Annotated in this window: 22 protein-coding genes; 1 reads left to right on the forward strand and 21 read right to left on the reverse strand. The window is 61.9% G+C overall.

Annotated elements, in window-relative coordinates; genetic code table 11:
- Window positions 1–63 precede the first annotated feature (63 nt).
- The 8 genes from AC5RU7_RS01515 to AC5RU7_RS01550 all read right to left on the reverse strand — a co-directional run bounded on the left by AC5RU7_RS01515 (window position 64) and on the right by AC5RU7_RS01550 (window position 6,175).
- Window positions 64–1,509 (reverse strand): peptidoglycan DD-metalloendopeptidase family protein, encoded by a 1,446-nt coding sequence (locus AC5RU7_RS01515; protein ID WP_494050792.1) that lies wholly within the window; start codon window positions 1,507–1,509, stop codon window positions 64–66.
- Between the two features lie 26 nt (window positions 1,510–1,535).
- On the reverse strand, window positions 1,536–2,450 hold the full coding sequence (gene ftsX, locus AC5RU7_RS01520) for a permease-like cell division protein FtsX (protein WP_494008685.1): 915 nt from the start codon (window positions 2,448–2,450) through the stop codon (window positions 1,536–1,538).
- Window positions 2,447–3,235 (reverse strand): cell division ATP-binding protein FtsE, encoded by a 789-nt coding sequence (gene ftsE / locus AC5RU7_RS01525; protein WP_494050793.1) that lies wholly within the window; start codon window positions 3,233–3,235, stop codon window positions 2,447–2,449. The genes ftsX and ftsE overlap by 4 nt, the downstream gene beginning before the upstream one ends.
- 186 nt (window positions 3,236–3,421) lie before the next feature.
- Entirely contained in the window at window positions 3,422–4,537 is a 1,116-nt protein-coding gene (gene prfB, locus AC5RU7_RS01530; RefSeq protein ID WP_494050794.1) for a peptide chain release factor 2, read from the reverse strand.
- 88 nt (window positions 4,538–4,625) lie between these two features.
- Window positions 4,626–5,039, reverse strand: a complete 414-nt coding sequence (locus AC5RU7_RS01535; RefSeq protein ID WP_494051339.1) for a pilus assembly protein TadG-related protein — start codon at window positions 5,037–5,039, stop codon at window positions 4,626–4,628.
- A 29-nt stretch (window positions 5,040–5,068) separates the two neighbouring features.
- Entirely contained in the window at window positions 5,069–5,563 is a 495-nt protein-coding gene (locus AC5RU7_RS01540; protein WP_494050795.1) for a hypothetical protein, read from the reverse strand.
- Window positions 5,544–5,960, reverse strand: a complete 417-nt coding sequence (locus AC5RU7_RS01545) for a TadE/TadG family type IV pilus assembly protein (protein WP_494008689.1) — start codon at window positions 5,958–5,960, stop codon at window positions 5,544–5,546. The genes AC5RU7_RS01540 and AC5RU7_RS01545 overlap by 20 nt, the downstream gene beginning before the upstream one ends.
- A 5-nt stretch (window positions 5,961–5,965) precedes the next feature.
- The gene (locus AC5RU7_RS01550) at window positions 5,966–6,175 is read right to left on the reverse strand and encodes a hypothetical protein (protein ID WP_494050796.1); all 210 of its coding nucleotides are present in this window, start codon (window positions 6,173–6,175) and stop codon (window positions 5,966–5,968) included.
- Window positions 6,176–6,446: 271 nt separating this feature from the next.
- Between AC5RU7_RS01550 and AC5RU7_RS01555 the strand changes: the two genes are divergently transcribed.
- Window positions 6,447–7,178, forward strand: coding sequence for a TIGR02391 family protein (locus AC5RU7_RS01555; RefSeq protein WP_494050797.1), 732 nt, complete (start codon window positions 6,447–6,449; stop codon window positions 7,176–7,178).
- A gap of 121 nt (window positions 7,179–7,299) precedes the next feature.
- Here the strand turns inward: AC5RU7_RS01555 and AC5RU7_RS01560 are convergent, their stop codons facing one another.
- The 13 genes from AC5RU7_RS01560 to AC5RU7_RS01620 all read right to left on the reverse strand — a co-directional run bounded on the left by AC5RU7_RS01560 (window position 7,300) and on the right by AC5RU7_RS01620 (window position 18,613).
- The gene (locus tag AC5RU7_RS01560; RefSeq protein ID WP_494050798.1) at window positions 7,300–8,148 is read right to left on the reverse strand and encodes a hypothetical protein; all 849 of its coding nucleotides are present in this window, start codon (window positions 8,146–8,148) and stop codon (window positions 7,300–7,302) included.
- Between the two features lies 1 nt (window position 8,149).
- Window positions 8,150–9,139 (reverse strand): DNA adenine methylase, encoded by a 990-nt coding sequence (locus tag AC5RU7_RS01565; protein ID WP_494050799.1) that lies wholly within the window; start codon window positions 9,137–9,139, stop codon window positions 8,150–8,152.
- Between the two features lie 354 nt (window positions 9,140–9,493).
- Window positions 9,494–9,829, reverse strand: a complete 336-nt coding sequence (locus AC5RU7_RS01570) for a hypothetical protein (RefSeq protein WP_494050800.1) — start codon at window positions 9,827–9,829, stop codon at window positions 9,494–9,496.
- Window positions 9,829–11,121: a phage major capsid protein gene (locus tag AC5RU7_RS01575; protein ID WP_494050801.1), complete on the reverse strand. Its 1,293-nt coding sequence runs from the start codon at window positions 11,119–11,121 to the stop codon at window positions 9,829–9,831. Before AC5RU7_RS01575 ends, AC5RU7_RS01570 begins: the two co-directional genes overlap by 1 nt.
- A gap of 1,210 nt (window positions 11,122–12,331) precedes the next feature.
- Window positions 12,332–12,580 carry a hypothetical protein gene (locus AC5RU7_RS01580; RefSeq protein WP_494050802.1) on the reverse strand — a complete coding sequence of 83 codons (249 nt, stop codon included), beginning with the start codon at window positions 12,578–12,580 and terminating at the stop codon, window positions 12,332–12,334.
- A 26-nt stretch (window positions 12,581–12,606) separates the two neighbouring features.
- Complete coding sequence (locus tag AC5RU7_RS01585) at window positions 12,607–12,807, reverse strand: hypothetical protein (RefSeq protein WP_494050803.1); 201 nt, start codon at window positions 12,805–12,807, stop codon at window positions 12,607–12,609.
- Window positions 12,804–13,592, reverse strand: a complete 789-nt coding sequence (locus AC5RU7_RS01590; protein WP_494050804.1) for a hypothetical protein — start codon at window positions 13,590–13,592, stop codon at window positions 12,804–12,806. Before AC5RU7_RS01590 ends, AC5RU7_RS01585 begins: the two co-directional genes overlap by 4 nt.
- A gap of 3 nt (window positions 13,593–13,595) precedes the next feature.
- Window positions 13,596–13,826, reverse strand: a complete 231-nt coding sequence (locus AC5RU7_RS01595; protein ID WP_494050805.1) for a hypothetical protein — start codon at window positions 13,824–13,826, stop codon at window positions 13,596–13,598.
- 107 nt (window positions 13,827–13,933) lie between these two features.
- Window positions 13,934–14,137 (reverse strand): hypothetical protein, encoded by a 204-nt coding sequence (locus AC5RU7_RS01600; protein ID WP_494050806.1) that lies wholly within the window; start codon window positions 14,135–14,137, stop codon window positions 13,934–13,936.
- Between the two features lie 116 nt (window positions 14,138–14,253).
- The gene (locus tag AC5RU7_RS01605; protein WP_494050807.1) at window positions 14,254–15,645 is read right to left on the reverse strand and encodes a recombinase family protein; all 1,392 of its coding nucleotides are present in this window, start codon (window positions 15,643–15,645) and stop codon (window positions 14,254–14,256) included.
- Window positions 15,646–15,660: 15 nt separating this feature from the next.
- Entirely contained in the window at window positions 15,661–16,539 is an 879-nt protein-coding gene (locus AC5RU7_RS01610; RefSeq protein ID WP_494050808.1) for a type II secretion system F family protein, read from the reverse strand.
- The gene (locus AC5RU7_RS01615) at window positions 16,536–17,393 is read right to left on the reverse strand and encodes a type II secretion system F family protein (protein WP_494050809.1); all 858 of its coding nucleotides are present in this window, start codon (window positions 17,391–17,393) and stop codon (window positions 16,536–16,538) included. The genes AC5RU7_RS01610 and AC5RU7_RS01615 overlap by 4 nt, the downstream gene beginning before the upstream one ends.
- Window positions 17,390–18,613: a TadA family conjugal transfer-associated ATPase gene (locus tag AC5RU7_RS01620; RefSeq protein WP_494050810.1), complete on the reverse strand. Its 1,224-nt coding sequence runs from the start codon at window positions 18,611–18,613 to the stop codon at window positions 17,390–17,392. The genes AC5RU7_RS01615 and AC5RU7_RS01620 overlap by 4 nt, the downstream gene beginning before the upstream one ends.
- Between the last annotated feature and the right edge of the window lie 40 nt (window positions 18,614–18,653).

Below are 18,653 nucleotides of genomic sequence, written 5' to 3' on the forward strand. Positions count from 1 at the left end.
CCGATGTCCTCCGGGCCGGTCCGGCGCGAAGTCATACCAGTTTACGGCAGGGCCGCGATGCCGCTACAGCAGTCCCATTGGGTCGACGGCGGAGCCGTTGAGCCAGGTTTCAAAGTGGGAGTGGCAGCCGGTTGAGTTGCCGGTGTTGCCGGAGTAGGCAATCAGTTGTCCCTGGGAAACCCGCTGGCCGTTCGACACCACAATGCTGGCGTTGTGGTAGTAGATGGTGTTCAGGGTGTTGCCCTCCACCAATCCATGGGAGATCTTCACCCGCCATCCACCGCCGTCCGCGGAGCTCCAGCCCGAGCCGAAGACTTCGCCTGCCGCTGCGGCATAAACCGGCGTACCGCAGGCCGCACCGAAGTCGATACCGGTATGCAGGTAGCCGCCCTGGCCATAGAAGTCGATGGTTCCGGGAGGCGTCGCCCGCCAGCCGAAGCCGGAGGTGATGGGAACACCACCGTTAAAGGGGTGGCGGAGTCCGAATGCCGACGGCGATCCCACCGGCGGCATGAATGACTGCACCGGCGGGGGCGGCGGGGGCGCCTGCCCCTTGGCTGCAGCCGCAGCCGCAGCAGCAGCTGCAGCTGCTGCGGCAGCGGCTTCGGCTTTCCTCCGCTGCTCGGCTTCCCAGGCTTCGCGGAGCCTCCGGTCACGTTCCTGGATTTCGGCGGCAACGGCGTTCTGGCTCGCCTGCACGTTTGCCAGCTGCGACTGGATGCCCGGCTTGGCGGCCTGAAGTTCGGCGTCAAGGCGGACAGTGTCAGCAATGAGCTGGTCCACCTGCGCCTTTTTGGCCTCGGCTTCGTCGCGCGCTGCCTTCTCCCGCTCGAGGGCGGCGTCAGCTTTGGCCTTGAGGTCCTTGATCTCCGCCTCCACGGCCTGCAGGCGGGCTTCGGAGTTGACGTTCGATGCGCTCTGCTGCGAGAGCTTGTCCATTGCGGCGTTCTGGCTGCGCATGGCCTGGTCCGCCAAATCCATGGTCTCGGTCAGGCTGCCGCCGTTATTGGAACCGAAGAACAGGGACAGGTTGGACGGCACGCCTCCGGACTTGTAGGCCTGTGTGGCAATCTGCCCGATGAGCTTCTTGGTATCGGCGATCTTCTGCTTGTCTGTCTCCAGCTGCTGGGTGATCTTCGCCTTGTTCTGCTGCGCCATATCTACCCGCGCCGAGAGGGCTTCCACCTCTTTGACTGCACTGGCCACACGGCCCTGCGCTTCAAGGAGGGCCTGCTGGGCGCCGGGCAGCTGGCCCTGGTAAATGACCAGGTCACTCGCCGCCTTCGCAATGCGCGAATCCACGAACTCCAGGGACTGCTGGACCCGTGCCGCTTCGGCCTCAAGGGCTTTTTGGCGATCTTCAAGCTCGCCGGCGAAAGCCGCAGGCGTGGACGATGCCAGTCCTGCGGCGAGAACCACGGCAAGCACGCCGCTGAGGACACCTGTCCGGCGCGCCCTGCCGCGCGCCCTCTTAAGGGAGCGGTGGGACGTCTGATCAGTTGGATTCATGGGCATTCCTTGTTTGGTTTGCATACCTAGACGCGAAGGTATCGGCGCAAGGTCAAGAGAGACGAAATTCCAGCCAAGGATCCGCCAAGGATTAGCAGGGCAGGAGCGAGAATCAGGGTTTGCCCGGACGAGATGAACGCAGTATCCGGGTATTGCTCGGACATGTATTCGCCCAGGAAGAAGTGGGCAACGGCCCACAACGTTCCGGAGGCCAGGGCCGCACCGATTACGGCGGCGATGACACCCTCCAGGATGAAGGGCAACTGGATGACCGTCTTCGAGGCGCCCACCAGCCGCATGATGCCCGTCTCCCGGCGCCGGCTGAACGCGGAAAGCCGGATGGTGGTGGCGATGAGGAGAATGGCGCAGACGATCATGACACCGGCGATGCTGACAGCCACCAGGGAGGCGCCGTTCATGACCGAGAACAGGCGCTCCAGGAGCTGGCGCTGGTCGATGACTGTTTCCACGCCCGGCTGGGACGAGAAGGTTTCGCTGATGATCTGGTACTTCTCCGGGTCCTTCATGTTGATCCGGAACGACGCCGGCAGCTGGTCCGGGGTCACGGAGTCCACAATGGGCGAGTTGGAGAACTGGTCCTTGAAGTGCTTGTAGGCCTCTTCCTTGGACTCGTACTGGAAGTCGTTGATGTACTGCGCAACCGCCGGTGACTCCAGGAGGCTGTTCAGGCTCTCCTGCTGTTCCGGGGTGACGGGCCCGCCCGCGCAACCGGCCGCCGTCGAACCTTCACTGCACAGGAAGATGGCCACCTGGACTTTGTCGTACCAGTAGCCCTTCATCTGGTTGATCTGCATCTGCAGCATGCCGGCGGCGCCCACGAACGTCAGCGACACGAAGGTGACCAGGATGACGGAGACCACCATGGACAGGTTGCGCCGCAGGCCGCTGCCGATCTCGGAGAGGATGAATGCTAGCCTCATCGCTGCGCCCCGCCTTCGCGTCCGTCGCCCGGCAGGCCGGCGCCGGGTTCTTCCCTGCCGCTGGCGTCCTTGAGCCTGCGTGACTGTCCCACGACGGGGATCATTGAGGTGTACAGGGCCTTGGCCTCGTCACGGATGACCACGCCGTTCTGGAGTTCCACCACGCGTTTGCGCATCTCGTTGACGATGTCGTCGTCGTGCGTGGCCATCACAACGGTGGTGCCGTTCTGGTTGATCTTGTCCAGGACGCCCATGATGCCCATGGACGTGGTGGGGTCGAGGTTGCCGGTGGGTTCGTCGGCGAGGAGGATTCCGGGCCGGTTGACGACGGCGCGGGCAATGGCCACGCGCTGCTGCTCACCGCCGGAGAGCTCGTGGGGCATGCGGTGTTCCTTGCCCTCCAGCCCCACGGTCTTGAGCACCTCGGGAACGGTGTCCCTGATAACGCTGCGGCTCTTGCCGATGACCTGCATGGCAAACGCCACGTTGGCGAACACATTCTTTTGGGGCAGGAGCCGGAAGTCCTGGAAGACGACGCCGATGCCGCGCCGGAGCCGAGGTACCCGCCAACTGGAAATCTTGGCCACGTTCTGCCCGGCGACGTAGACGGCGCCGGAGGTGGCACGGTCTTCCTTCAGCACCAGGCGGAGGAACGTGGACTTGCCGGAGCCTGATGCGCCGACGAGGAAGGCGAATTCGCCGCGGTCAATCTCAAGGTTGACCGAGTCCAGCGCAGGCCGGGCTTTCTGGTCGTAGACCTTGGTGACATTTTCGAATCGGATCATGGCCCTAAGTACCCTGCAGGGCATGGCCGATCCTTGCGAATGCAGCCCAGTTCTGCAGCCGGTGCACGGGTTTCTGTTGGGGAAATAGGGCCCCGGCCCCTCGACTATACGCAGGAAGGCCCGCGCATTACATCGTTTTCAGGGGGCGTGTCGCTGGATCCTTGGCTGGCGGGGCCCGAGGCACCCCTACTTTTCGGCGTTGCGGTTGTCCGTGCGCCAGCGGATTCCGGCGTCGATGAAGTCATCGATCTCGCCGTCGAACACAGCCGACGTGTTGCCGACTTCGTGTTCGGTCCGGAGGTCCTTGACCATCTGGTACGGGTTGAGGACGTAGGAGCGCATCTGGTCGCCCCAGGAGGCCTTGACGTCGCCGGCCAGTGCCCTCTTTTCGGCGTCTTCCTGTTCCTTCTTGAGGAGGAGCAGCCTGGACTGCAGGACGCGCATGGCCGCCGCACGGTTCTGCAGCTGCGACTTTTCGTTCTGCATGGACACCACGGTGCCCGTGGGGATGTGCGTGAGGCGCACGGCCGAGTCAGTGGTGTTCACGGACTGGCCGCCCGGGCCGGATGACCGGAAGACGTCAACGCGGATTTCGTTGTCCGGGATTTCAATGGAGTCAGTCTGTTCGATCAGCGGAATAACCTCCACCGCTGCGAACGAGGTCTGCCGCCGGCCCTGGTTGTCGAACGGGCTGATCCGGACCAGGCGGTGGGTTCCGGCTTCGACGCTGAGCGTGCCAAAGGCATACGGCGCCTTCACTTCGAAGGTTGCCGACTTCAGTCCGGCCTCCTCCGCGTAGGACGTGTCCATGACGGTGGTGGGGTATCCGTGGCGTTCGGCCCAACGGAGGTACATCCGGAGCAGCATTTCGGCAAAGTCGGCGGCATCCACGCCGCCGGCACCTGCGCGGATTGAAACGACGGCCTCGCGCTCGTCGTATTCGCCGGACAGCAGTGTCACGACTTCGAGTTCCTTGAGGGCCTTGCGGATTGACTCCAGTTCCGTGGCCGCTTCTCCCATGGAGTCGGCGTCATCCTCGTCCTGGCCCAGTTCCACCAGGACCTCGAGGTCGTCGATACGGGACTCCAGGCTGGTGAGGCGTTCCAGCTCGGACTGGCGGTGGGACAACCTGGAGGTGATTTTCTGCGCCGCGGCGGGGTCGTCCCACAGGTCCGGCTCCCCTGCCCGCTCGCTCAGTTCGGCGATGTCTTCCTTGAGTGCCTCAAGGTCAGTGACGCGTTCGATGGAAGCGTAAGTGGTGCGGAGCGCGCGGATTTCAGCGGAAAAATCAATATTGGCCATGGTCGTTTAAGCCTACGCTATCCGTCCCGTGGGCCTTGCCCGGGTGTTGTCCCGTCCCTGAACGCCGGGTGGGGATGCCGGGCGGAGGTCATCGAGTCAGCCGGGAGCGCGCCGTCGACGTCGCTTCGATTGGAATGCCGCCGGGGACCAGGAAGTTCACCACTGGCGGGTGCACGGCAGCGGTGAGGACCACGACGGCGGTGGAACCGTCGGGCGATCCCGTTGCCCCGGCTACAGCAAGGTCATCAAAACGTTCCGCTGACGGGGTCCTGGCGACAAAGTCAGCAGCGACATTCCGGACGCGGGCCGGGTTGAGGATGGCAGACGGGCTTTCCCCGTGTGACTCGACTTCGCCGAGTGTGTAGCTGTCTGCTGCCGCGAGGGAGGCACCATCCGCGAGTGACAGGAGCCGTTTGTGCTCCAGGTAGACCGCGGTGATGCCGATCATGACCGTTGCGACCAGCAGGGCCACGGCAACGAACCCGAGGATCATCACCATCATCTGGCCGTCTTCACTGGGCTTGCTAATTTTCACCGGAACCTGCCCACCAGTTGGGTTGCCGATGCCTCTACCTCGGTTGCTGAGAGCCGGAGGCCGTCACCGAAGGGGATGAATGGCAAGGGGATGGTAAGGCTGACGGTTGTGGTGACCGCGGTTCCCGGGGCCTGGCAGTCGGCAGGGCTGCAGCTGATGGAAACCTGTGCCTGTTCAGGACCGTGCCCAAAGTCGGCAAGTGCCAGGGCCGCGGCCTGTTCCGCGGCGGTCCGGGCCGTGGGTGCATCGGGCTGGGCTACGTAGACTTTGGCGGCTTGGTCTGCCGCGCCCACAACGGCAAAAGAACCGCCTTGGATCTGTCCCACGGTGATGATGAAGTAGACCAGCGGGACCATCAGGAGGAGGCCAAGGAAGGTGAACTCAACTACGGCACTCCCCTGCTCTGTGTTGTCCGTCCCCGGTCCCGGGAACAGCACATCGCGCAGGCGGTTTTCGAGCCGGCGCATTCCGTCAGGGCTGCAGGGCCGCATGGCCTTTCACCTCCAGCATGTCCCGCGGACCAATCAAGCCAATGACGGGCATGGGCGCCCGCACTGTCACTTCCAGTGTCCGGATGCCCCGGACGGTCACTTCGCTGGTGCTGACCTGTTCGGCAAAGCCCGGGTTCAGCGCGGTGGCGATGAGGGCGCGGCTCCGCTCTTCAGCGTCGGCGGCACTTCGGTCAGCAAGCGTCCCGTAGCGGGCACCTGAGGCGGCGGCATCAATGAGGGTGTTGCGGACGTGCAGAACCAATGTCAGCTGAATGACGGCGAGGAAAAACATTGTGAGCAGTCCACCCACCAGGACAAAGTCCACCACGGCCGAGCCCTGTTCCCTGGGCGCGGGTACCTGGCGGGCCGTTAGGGCCCCGCGGCCCGACTTTGTCATGTGCTTTAGCTGCCCACCTTGTCCATTGCCTGGTTGAACATTGTCTCCAGGGCTGGTCCCGCGAGCGCGAGCAGGGCAGCAACAAGGACGGCGGACATCAGCGTGATCATCACCCAGCCAGGTACGTCGCCCCGCTCGGGGTGGTCGGTGGCAGGGCGGCGCGCGGCTGCGAGCGCCAGAAGCAACATCCCGCAGCACATTCCCAGGTTTTTCATCCTTCGTCCTCTTCCTTTTTCGGTAGTCCGGTTTTCAGTGTCACGGGGCTAGGCCAGGCGCCCGGTGTTGATTTCAAGAACTAGAAGCCCAGGCTGATGGCCGCGATGCCGGGGAAAACGGCGAACACGACTGTCAGCGGAAGCACGCCGAAGACTAGTGGCACCCCCGTCGCGCGGTGCTAGTAGTCTTGACTCTCCTTGTCGGCCGGTGTCGGACACGCATGGGAGACTCGATCAGAGGCACTGAAGACGAGAGATGGGGGGCCACAGCATGGAGGGACTGGATCAAGACTGGGCAAAGAAAGTCTTGGAGTGGTGGAGAGACAACGCCACGGCTGCGCTTGCTAACGGCCAGACGTTCGCAATGCGGACTAAGGCTGCCCCGCTACGAGCGAAGGAGCACCAGACGCAAGTTGTGCTTCAAAAAGTCCTAGGCCTGAAAAACCTCCCCACAATCATGTCAACAGATAGTTCGGGAAAATTCGCTTACCTGACGGCTGGCATCGAGCAGACGAAATACGCCCTCGGCATTCTCGCCACGTTGGAGGAAACGCGGGCGCACATCGGCACTTCCGCCCCGAAAATGGCAGCGGATGCGCTCCATCACATCATCTGGGAGGCAGCAGCTCCGTTGTGGGCCGATGGGCACTACGGGCCTGCCGTCCAGAAAGCAGCGACTTTCCTGAACGCGCATGTCCAACATCTTCTGAACAGGCATGACGTATCAGATGCCGCACTTATGCAACAGGCCTTTTCACTAGCACCGCCTGAGGCCGGCAAACCGCGTTTGCGGTACCCCGGGAAGGATGACGACCTTACGGTCAAGGCCATGCGGAGTGGAATGCTTGGGTTCGCCCCGGGGTGTTTTATGGGCATTCGTAATCCCGCCACGCACGGGTCTGACGAACGGCCTAGGCAAATTTGGCTGGAGCAATTGGCGACACTGAGCACGCTCGCACGGTGGATCGACGAGTGCGAGGTATTGCGAGCCGAGGACGAATAACCTCGTTCCCACAGGAAATCAAAAAGCCGCCCCAGTTTGGCTAGACCTCTCAGGGGCGGCTCTTGCATTTGCCTTTACCTGGAGGGCGGCCCAATCCCCATGGGCAGAATGACCGCTTTACCTACAACAGCCGTCGAAGCCGGGCGGCGTCCAGTAGATCACTCTGGAAATTACCCAAGGTAGCCCTTGTGTACATGCCGTCGATGTCGTTCGACACCCACTTGTCGTGAATTTTTGCCAAGTCTGCTTTCCGCCGATTCCAGCCAATGCCGTCAATGACGGCCATAACGTATTGGTTGGGCCGTCGAACTGCAGCCATCTGTTCAACCTCACGAACCGCATCCGTCAGCTTGCTTCCCGTCGAATCAAAGCCCTTAGCTGCTACGACGATCTGCGCGTCGGAGCCCTTGCCCGGTATCGCTAGATCGAAGGGTGCTTCCTGGCCGTCGCGACCAATGAATGTCCCCCTCAACTCGTAGGGAAGACCTAAAGTCTTGGCGATTTCTTCGATCTCGTCCTCAAGCTTCCTGCCAGCAGCCGATGCCCTTTTCGCCACCGCTCGCGTGCCAGCGCGAGCGACCAAGACATCCCCGAAATCGTAGTCACGGTGCAATTGACCGTGAAGCAGCGCGACAAGACCAAAAGAATCGTCGAGGTACTCAATCAGTTCGCCTGGTTTGTCACGTGCGAGAGTTAGGTAGCCCGATGTTCCGAGGGCGTACTTTAGGTTGTTAAGCAGCTTCTCCCGCGACAGGCCCACTGCCAACCCGAGGGCTTCAACGTACTTATGGCGGGTACTAATCCACTTAGCTAAGCTGGCCTGCGAAATTTCATCGAGTTCAACCATCTCAGCTGCCGCGCGCTTGATTAGCACGCCATCTTCAGACTCTAAAGTAGGGTCCGGATGAGCGGACTGTGCTCCGAGTGTAGCGATGTACTCGTCGAGGCTTGGAATAGAGGGCGTCGTCAAGCTAGTCCGTTCCGATAAAGAGGTACTCCACAGCGCTACGTCGGTTTGCGGTTGTATGAGTCCCGAAGTGATAGGTATGGGGAATCACCCTTACCTCAACATGGGACTTTACCTCTCCTAGCAATTCCTTCAAGCGAGCCTCGCCGGGAAGCGCATTAGACGAATAGGAGAGTATGAGCGCGCCGGAGTTTTTGAATCTATCTAAAGTGGCTTCTAAAGCTCCTTCGATGGTTCGTTTGTTCGCAAACAACGAATGACGCTTAGGCAGTTTTTTGGTTTTCGTCCACTCCATAATTTCTCGGCCCTCCCAGTAATCCGAGAGCCCCTCAAGGAAGTGGTAGCGCTTCGTGTAGTCAGCGTCATCGTTTGGTGGAGCATAAGGCGGGTCCAAGTAGACGACATCGAACACGTCCTTCGGGACATCACATATGTCGCCCGTGTAGGCAACTTTCTCCCCGGCGCTGGCAAACACGGCCGCGTTGTATTCAGCAGCACGTTCACGAAAGTGCTCCCTCAACGACAACCGAAGGTCGCGCCTTCCGTCGTTGTAGTGGTCGAGATCTCCGGAGATAGTGAACACGCCCCGGGGCTGCTTTCGTGCGGCCGACAAAATGAGCGCGGCTATCGCGAGGTCACGCTCCGGCCCGACCATACTGTCGATGTGTGACCAGGCAGAGTCCAGGAACCGTCGGTCATCGGCAGTAAAGAACACGTTCTCGAACGTCGTTTGAACAAAGTCTCGACCATCTGCGGCAGGCCCGATAATACGATCAATCGTCTCGGCGGAAAGGAGGACGCCGTCATTGACGATAGCCGCTCGGGCTATGACGCTGGGGAAGCTCAGGTGATCATTGGATGCCACCGAGTAGCCCATCAACTTAGCTAGGTACCCCACGAAGCCAGATCCGCTAAACCCATCAAGGAAGGAAGACCCACCTACGTCACGAAAGGCCTGGGCGAGGTGAGGCGCTAGCTTGTACTTCGAGCCCATATAACGCAGTCGCGGAAACTTCGACGCGAGGCCCTCCATGGCTTCCATAGACGTTGATGGGGCGGCAGCCGGGGGCATTCAAACTCCTGATTTAGTAACGATTTCTGAGCGCTTCAGCAGTGCCACGGGGCCCACTCCGTTTCGCTCTTAGCCTATCTGGTGTGGGCGACAGAAGAGCTGACCCGCTAAGCCGCGTCGGAGCCCAAGGACATAGGAAAGCCCACCCGCTGCTGTGCGGGTGGGCTTTCGTGCGGCGCTGGCAGGGTCAAGGGCGAAAGGAATAACCACCTCTCCCACCATCGTTCCGGGACCGTCCAGGTCGAAGAGAGAAAAGGCACAGACGGCACGGTGACGTTAACGCCGGTCTTTAGGCTCCTGCTCGGACGCCGACGAACGGACGGCACGTTTCCCGCTGGCGGAAACGTCCGCCTCAGAGCCTGCAGTGGAGTTCAAGCGTTTGGCCTGGGCCTCGTTCTGGACTTTCACAGCCCAGTCCGGCAGTGCTTCACCGGGTACGAAGACCACCTCGTTTCCGGTGTCCGGGTGGACGGTGTGCAGGTACCCCTGCGAGATCCGCTCAGCGCCTCCCCCGGTGGTTAGACCGGAGACGCCGATCTCCGGCACTGCCACAGCAGCGGCCTCATCCCGACTCAAACCGTGGTCCTCCAGTTCCTCGCTGCTCTTGCTCATCACAGCGCCCCTTGGATCGCACGGTACACAGCGAACGCTGCCGGACGGGCAGGCTGAACATCGCCCCTCCAGTGCGCCACGATGCCGATCTGGCCGGTGTCTGCGTACTTCTCCGTCAGGACCTGGATAGTGACTGCCAGGCGCTGGCCGATCAGGAGCTGGTTCCAGTCGCCCACGAACAGATCCGTCGCGCGGTTGGTCATAGTTCCCTGCGTGTAGGAAGGAACCTGGTTCGTCATGAGCCGAGGAAGGTCCTCGACATCCGCGGGGAGCCTCAGTGGCTGGCCGGTCGTGTCGTTGGCTCCGGCGTATTGCCGGGCCAGCTTCGCGTTCCAGATCAGCGCGGTCGGTTCCTCGTTCGCGTACCGGACCTTGTAGATCGTGTCCAGCACTTCGTTGTAGAACGTGGCCGCAGTCTGCGCCGTACCGTTCGCCCCGGCACCCAGAACGTTCCCCGGCAGAACCGCGTTCAGTGCAGCAAGCACACCGCGAGGGTTCGGCGGTGTCGGCAGGTTGATCGTGCCAGCACCGGCAGTGATGCCGCCGTAAAGGGCAGCAAGGTCCAGGCGCTGAGCCATCGCCTTGCTGATCGCGTCCTTCACGATCTGATCCGCGTTGTCCGCGTCTTGGAACCACTCCAGAGAGCCGATCACCAACGAACTCATCGTGGTCGCCGTCAGGGTCACGTTGTCGAACGTCGGATCACTTGGCGTGATCGCAGAAGCTTCCGCACGGAACGCAGCCGTAGGATCACCCGTCAGCCGGCCAATCTTCACAACACCGGCGTCCATCGGAATGATCGGCGCACCGGCCTGCATCACAGCGGACTTGTTCCGGGCCAGATCGATGAGCTGCGCGGCCCAGATGGTGGGAACAACCGCGGAGCCGCCCGTCGTGGACAGAGCACGGATCATGTTGCCGAGATTGCCGTACTGGCTGACGGCGTGGTCCTCGTTCGGCTCGTTGTGGGCGGCGACCACCGGGTGGGACCGGAAGCTCTCGTCCCGGCCTACCGCTGCCCTCTCCCCTGTCGCCTCATAGACGAACGTCCCGGCGCGGCTCTCAGCCCGTGCTCCCCCGCCCAGCATGCCGGACTCAGCACTCCGCACCTGCTCCTCGAACCCATCCAGGCGGCGGAGCTGCGACTCGCCGGAAGCGATCTTCTCCATCACCTCGTCAAAGGTCTTGGTCTCATCAGCGGTGAGTTCACGGTTCTCGCTCTGCGCCAGATCCAGAATCTTGCGGGCTTCAGCTCTCTGCTTGTCGAGCTGCTCCCAAATCATTTGCTTCATTCTCGTTGCCACGTCAATGGCCTTTCATGGGATACCGCGCACGAGGGCACGGAAAGATGAATGATGGTTTTTCCCGGGGTTGCACTCGACGCCGCGCCCTGTTGTGGCGCTTGTAGCTGGTGCGTTACGCGCTGCCAGCGGCGGAGGTTTCTCCGTATGGTCCAACATGCGGTGGGTGTCGCCCTGCCGCGATACTGCTACGCGCTTCCACTTGCTTCGCTCGGGTGGTTTTCGACCTGCCCGGTTGCGGTCCACGGAAACTCGCTTACAGCAACTTTATCGTGCCGTGTTCAGCGCCCGTTTGACCCTATTGTGGTCAAATCATGCGAGCCGCCTGGGCAAGCTCGGCCACACACTCAGCACACCCGCACTGCTCCCGGCTCATGCCGTACCTGTGTCCCGGCTCGTCCGGATGCTTCTGCCCATACAAGGCCCGCGCTCCCGGGGCGGCATCACAAGCGCCACACGCCCCCGGCGTCACCACCGGGAAACTCTCCTGGCACTGATCCGACGGCCGGTGAATAGCCGCCACCCACAAGTCCAGATCCTCCGGGTCATCGTCGTCGACAGGCTCCGACGGAGGCGGAGGGATCGACGCCTCCAACGCCTTGACCGCTGCCGAGTGCATCTTATGCGCCGCAGACAACGGGCGGCCCGCCGCGAGCGCCTCATCCAGCGCCCTCGCGCCAGACACCGCCTGCGCGATCAAAAGCTTCTGAGCCGGCGTCCCCTCCAAATCCATCGACCGGATCAGCTTCCGCGTGCCCCGCTCCATCTCCCCCTGCCTGCGACGACCAGCAGAAGGCACGGCAGACACCTCAACCGGCGGCGGGGCCTCCCCATTCCGCCGCGCCCGCTCACCATCCATACAAGCCCGGCAGCGACACCCCTGCCGGTAACCCGGCGCACCGTGACGCTTCACAGCAACCAGTTGAACGCCACCGGCCGAGCCTTTCCTCGCAGTCATCCCTGCCTCCCTTCTGTACGCAGTTTTCGCACTTTTCCACCCGGATAAAACTTTTGGTCCAGAGCGGGGTGATCCGGCTTTGTCTCTGCCCAAAAACTCGCGTCCTTTTCCGGGGATCCGGCTTTGGCTTCGCTCCTGCAGATCGGTTGGGAGCCTTCTGCGCCTCTGTGGGCGTGTGGAGGGTCTCCTGTGGGTGTTTGCCCATCTGTGAGGCTTTGGCGAGGTCTGGGGTGCCGGTGCCTTTCACTGGAGGTCGCTCTCCGCCTCGAGCTGGAGTATCGCGGTGGTGAGGATGTCCAGCTCTTTCTCCGCTCCGAGCAGCCGCGGATCACGAGCCAGTGTGGCTAACAGGTTCACTGCTGCGCCGGCCAGTCCTTCGATTGCTTCAGGGTCTTTGGGCCAGAGCCGGAAGTAGTCGGCTCCTTGGCCTGTGACCAGTGCTCGCGCCAGTGCCAGCGCTGTGCGCTCGTCATCAGGTGTGTGAGTGCTCATTGTTCTTTCCTTTCGCTTACTGCTTGTCAGTCCTGCTGGTGGTTCGCCGGCTCATACTCCGCGCGGAGCACGGCCAGTTGTGATTCAGCCAGGCACGCCCGGTTCCTCCAGACGCGGGCCTCGTCGTGGGCTTCCTGGGCTTTGTCCCGGTACGTGTCGCACAGTTCGATGTACTGGGCTTTCGAGAGGCCCATGACTGCGACTGAGGGCTGGGTGTTGGCTTTCACCAATAGTCCACAGCCCTCGCTGCCGCTTCCTTCTTTGCCCGCTTGAGCATCTCTTCCCTCTCCCACCGCACCACCTTCTGTTCGTTGTCGAACCGGTCTCTGTAAGTGACCATCTCGAAATCTCGCCAACATTCCTTGGAGAGCCAGTTGGCTGGCAGCTTCACGAACTTGGGATCGGTCATCTCGCGGTTGACCTTCTCGCTGTACTTCTGCGCTGCTAGAAGGAGAGTCACCGCGTCAGTCTTGGACCGCGCTTGTGTATAGGCAGCTTTTGCTTTTTCCTCTTGCTCCTGCTTTGGATAAGCCTTGAACCAGACCTTGAACTCGTCCGCTGCGTCAGCAGCATCTGATGCTTTTTCTGGTGCTCTTTCTGGTAAATACTCTGGTTGGGTGGTCATGGCCACCACCCCTTTCTGCGACGTTTCACCACCCATAGACGCACGTTTCACCACCCCTATCTGCGACGTTTCGCCACCCGTAAGGGGGGTCATAGCGACCACCCCATTTGCCGCTGGCAACGTCACTTCATAGGTATTCGTGTTGCCTGGGGCATTGCCTCCCGCGGCGGCAACTTTCAGGTAGCCCTTTTGTTGGAGCGACTTCATGACGCGCTTTGCCCACCTAGCGTCAATTCGGCAATCAGATGCAATAGTGGCGACGCTCATCGTCGCGCCCTTCAGGTCTGGGCCGGTGTAGGTGCTGATGTTCACTAGCACGCAGTACTCGGCCTTGGTCAGGTCGGCTCTCCGCAGCCGCTTTTGCCACGTGAACTTGTCTAGCTTCATCGGTCAACCTCCGTACCTAGCGCGGTCCCGCTCATCCCGCATGCGCTGCTTCTCAATCCAGTCCGGATCGTCAAAGAGGCTGGGCACGTCATGGTCCTTCCGCACGTCCAGGTCAAAGGAGCGCAGGAGAAACGTGAACATGACTTCAGGACCCGGACCGAGGCAGATCCTCCGGGCGGGCTCGGTAACCTTGTCAGCGTTCCGGTGCTCGTGCAGCGTGAAGTTGTTTCGCATAGGAACGCTGGGCTTGCCACACTTGGGGCAGGTTCCACGAGCGATAGTGACGTTGGTGTTCACCGCGCCAGATGCGCCCAAATCAGTCTTGCTCTTCGGCTGCTGCTTCATTCGGCACCGCCCTTGGGGCGAAGCAAGCAGGAGATCCTATCGAGCTGTTCAGCACTCAAAGCAGGCGCTTCAGAAATCACCTTGGTGATGTACTGCTCCAGCTTGGCGGCAGCGAGCCTACGCCGAGCATCCTCGACAGGTTTACCGTCGCGGACTCGTACGGCCAGCTCCGCTCGGGCCTTGTTGATGTCTTTCGACAATCCCGACACAGCCTTTCACCTAGCAACCTAAGGCGTGTCGGGCACCTTTCTTATGTCTTCAAATCTAAATGGCGAAGATCAGACTTTCCAAGCACTGGCGCTGAAAAGGTAAAGAATCATACGCGCCACTCAAGCTGAACTTGCTCAGGGTCGAAACCGCGGCCCTTCCCAGCCGGAAGCAACGTGACTGTCAGAAGCGACCGGATGATCTGGCGCTGAACTCCGAGAGGCAGGCCGTACCAAGCTGCGGCCACGTCATCCGCTCCGATAAGCGCACTCGCAGGATTCAGGCTCTCGGCAGAGCTGATCGAGTCTTCTACTTGGGATAAGGCCCGAGTGAGCTTTCCCGATTCCTCCCGTACGGCTGCTGCTGACAGAAGCCCGTCGGCCAGGAGTGATGCCAGAGCGTCACGCCGTTCCCGCAGGTCGGTTGCTTTCCGTCGGAGGTCTGTCGTGTTGTCTCCGGCAGTGAAAAGTTGAGCCGCGTCCGGAAGCGAGAGCCGGGCGATAATGACGCGCTGCACAAGGTCATCCACCGGCTCCAGACCGCGCTGCAGACAGTAACCCCCGAAGCAGCGGTAAACCATGCGCTTGATGCCTTTGTCTTTCGACGGGACGGGAGCCGCGAACATCTTGCTGCCGCACTTTGCGCAAAGGGCGATTCCCGAAAGCAGATACTTTGAGTTCAGATCATCTGGGGCGGTGCGACGGCGAGGGTCAGTAAGCATCTCCTCCAGCCGCCGGGACGTGTCCTCGTCCAAAATGGCCTCCCACTTGCCCGAAGCTTCCTGGGCCTCGCCGTTGTAGAGCCGCTTCCCGGCATAGCGAGGGTTCATCAGGACCCGGCGGATCTGCGTGACTCCCCACTTGCCCTGTTCCTTCGTGGTGGTGGTGAATCCGTCCGCGTTCCACTGCCTTGTGACACTGCTCAGCGTTGCCCCGTCCAGGATAGCTTTTGCAGCCTGCCGGATGGCTTCCGCTTCCGGCTCCACGGTGAAGACTCGGCCCTCCGGTGTCCGGTCATAGCCGAACGGACGGCGGCTCCAGAAGGCCTCGCCCTTGGCTGCGCGTTGCTTGTTCGCGGCCTTCTGACGGTCACCCTTGTGAGCCGTCTCCATAGCGGCAATGGCCGTCAGAATCTGAGCAACAGCCACGCCGGTCGGATCCCCGAGATCGAGGGAGACACCATGGACGCAAGCGATGTTGACCCGGTGCTTCTGTCCTGCCTCGATGATTCTGGAGAGATCCCTCATGGACCTCGTCAGGCGGTCCAGGTGCCAGACTACGACGCCGCGGATGTGCCCTCGTTCAACGTCTTGGAGGAGCTTTTCGAAGGCTGGTCTGGTCTTGCCGGTTGTGGCGCTGATGGAGTTGTCAGCGTAAAGCTCCGGGCTGTCCCAGCCTTTGGCTTCAGCGATTAGGCGGCAGTCAGCCTCTTGGCGTTGCACGGCGGCTTCGTGGCCTGTCTTGTCCTCGGACTGCCGAACGTAGACGGCGGTGGTGCTCATGCTTTGAGAGTACTACTAAGGTTGAACGACGGGTACCATCATGGCGATTTCCTTCTTGCCGGCGGACTCCATCAGGTCGCGCTTGGCGGTATCGCGCACATCCTGTGCCTGGGCGCGAAGCACGTCGGCCAAAGGCGTGCCCCGTTCGACTGCCACAATGATGCCGTCTACGAATCTGACCAGCGGGGCCAGATCGGTTCGTGCTGAGAACTCCTGCAGTGCCAGCATGAGTGGCTTGCCGGCCCTCGTCTCTGCGAGGATCCTGGAAAACTCTTTCGCCAGTTCGCCCTTGGCGCTCCGGGAGACCCGGTCCAGGGCGCCGGTCGCGCTCTCCCCTGCACCCACAGCCAGCGCCATGAGTTCTGCCAGGCTTGGGAATTCAGCCATCATCTTCGCCTCCCGGCGCCGGACCTGGACCCCCAGCCAGTAGTCTCGCAGCATGAAACCGCCGATGGCACTGCCGAGGACGGCCAAGGCCGCGAACAGCGCGTTGAACCGTCCCGCGGCTGCACCGACCAACGTCAAACCCAGGGCCGCCGCAAACCCCGCTGCCGCCCAGAGGAGTTGTTCTGCCCTGAAATCAATGGTCGGCTTGCCGATTCCGGCCTGCGCAAGCCGGCGGACGGTGGCCCCCGGTGAGGGATTCAACTTTCCGAGCGCGGTCAGCAGGTCGCGTATGACGGGACGCAGAATCCTTTCGAGCGGGCCGAACGGGGTAACTGTCTGCTCTCCGGTACGCAGCAGCCGCGACTCCAGGTTCTGGGACTTGAGCTGGGGCTCAATCCGCTCCGCAAACGTCGTTGCCCGCATATACGGCGACCTAAAGATGACGAGCCACAGGCCAATGCCCAGAAGTGTTCCACAGACGATGGCGGCTGGCGAGGCAACAGTCACCGGAGCACCCGCTCTTCCTCTGGCAGGGCCCCTATTTTCAGCATGATGGAGTAGCAGATCAGGGAAACAACGAGGCCGCCGAGCAGTACCGCGGCGCCCGCCGGCGTGTTGTAGGCCTGCACTGCCTCCGGCCGGGTGGCCAGCAGGATCATGACGACCCACGGTGCCGCTACAGCCAGCCGTGCGGCGTTTATGGTCCAGGACTGCCGTGCTTCCAGTTCACTGCGGGTGCGGGCGCTCTCGCGCAAAAACTCGCTTAGTGTGCCCAGCAGTCTGCCGAGGTCGGAGCCGCCCACTTCCCGCGTCAGGCGTAAGGCTTCGACGATGCGGTCCGCCACGGGATCGGCCAGCTTGTGCTTGAGTTTGTTGAGCGAACCGTCGAACTGTCCGCCGGCCCGGTAATCAGCGCCGAATTCGCGGAATACCGGCCGTAGTTCTTCGGGGCCCTTGTCGCCAAGCTGGATCAGTGCCTCGGGCAGCGGCAGTCCTGCCCGAATGGCGGAACGCAGGTGGTCCACGACGTCCGGCCACAGCTGACGAAGCATGGCCGTCCTCTTTTTGGCACGCCATCGCAGGATTGTGACGGGGAGCCAGCCCGCAAACAGCCCAAAGCAGGCCGCGATGGGCCAGGAGCGGCTGACCGCGAAGAAGACCAGGGCCACGAACAGAGCAAGGCCCAGGCAGGTGCCCAGCAGCCCGCTGACCGATACTTTGTCCACCCCTGCCGCAACCAGGAGATCGGCTACCCGGCTGGGTTTGCGGTTTCGGCGTCCCGGCTGCGGGGATTCCCACAGCGACCACCAGATGAGGAACAGCCCTGTTCCTGTCGTTACCCCCAGCAAGGCAGAAATCATCGCGGATCCAGCAGTGCAGCGACGTCGAAGCCTGCGCGCGCGAATTTCTCCGCCGCCGGCATGCTGTTGGCGCGGGGCTGCAGGACCCCGTCCGTCATGGCGAAAACAAGTGATGACTCGATGATGCCGTTTTCCACGCGGCGGCCGAGGGACAAGATTTCGGTAACCTCCCTGCGTCCGTCCGGCCGCCGGCTGCAGTGCACCACAAGGTCGATGCATGAGGCGACTGTGGGCACAACAAAGGCTGATGAGATGTTTTCCCCCGCCAGGAGGGGAAGGGTGCAGATCTTTGTCACGGCGTCGTGGGCGGAGTTGGCGTGGACGGTGCACATACCCGGAAGGCCGGAGTTGAGCGCAATGAGCATGTCCAGGCTCTCCGCCTCGCGGACTTCTCCGACAACAAGGCGGTCCGGCCGCATGCGCAGGGCTTCCTTCACCAGACGGCGGAGTGGGATCTCTCCTTCTCCTTCGAGGTTCGGCTGCCGGCACTGGAGTCCCACAACGTCGCGCAGCGGGAGCTGCAGCTCGAAGATCTCCTCGACCGTGATGACCCGCTCCCTGCTTCCAATGCCAGCGGCAAGGCAATTCAGCATGCTGGTTTTGCCCGCCTGCGTGGCCCCTGACACCAGGATGTTCAGCCCGCTTGAAACAGCCGCACCGAGGAACCGCCCTGATTGTGGAGTCAGGGTGCCCAGTTCGACGAGATGTTCGAGCCGGCTGGCTTTGACAACGAACTTTCTGATATTCACGGCCCAGTGCCGGCGCGTGACGTCGGGAATCACTACATGCAGCCGGGAGCCGTCGGGCAAAGCCGCATCAACGAACGGGGAGGACATGTCCAGGCGGCGGCCGGAGCTCTTGAGCATCCTCTCCACCAGGTCCCGCACCTGCTGTTCCGAAAGGCTCAGGGACGTCAGTTCGGACTCACCGTTCCTGGCCACAAAGATTTCATTGGGGGCATTAAGCCAAATCTCTTCTATGGAAGGATCGTCGAGCAGTGGCTGCAGGATTCCAAAGCCAGCCACTGCATCAAAAAGGAACCGGCGTGCCGTGTCCAAAGGGCCAAGCGGCGGTAGCGGACCCGTAAGCGCCCGCTCGTCGTAGTCGACAACGACAGCCTCAACCAGCCTTCGGACCTCGCCTGCCTGCCTCAACGGATCAAGTCCCCTGCGCCGGATGAGCTCGCGGACTTCATCCTCGACAATTGCCAGAGCATCCATATTGTTCCCCCAAACGACTGCCTTCCCCAGCGGACCGCAG

It is taken from the genome of Arthrobacter sp. K410C, assembly GCF_059090105.1.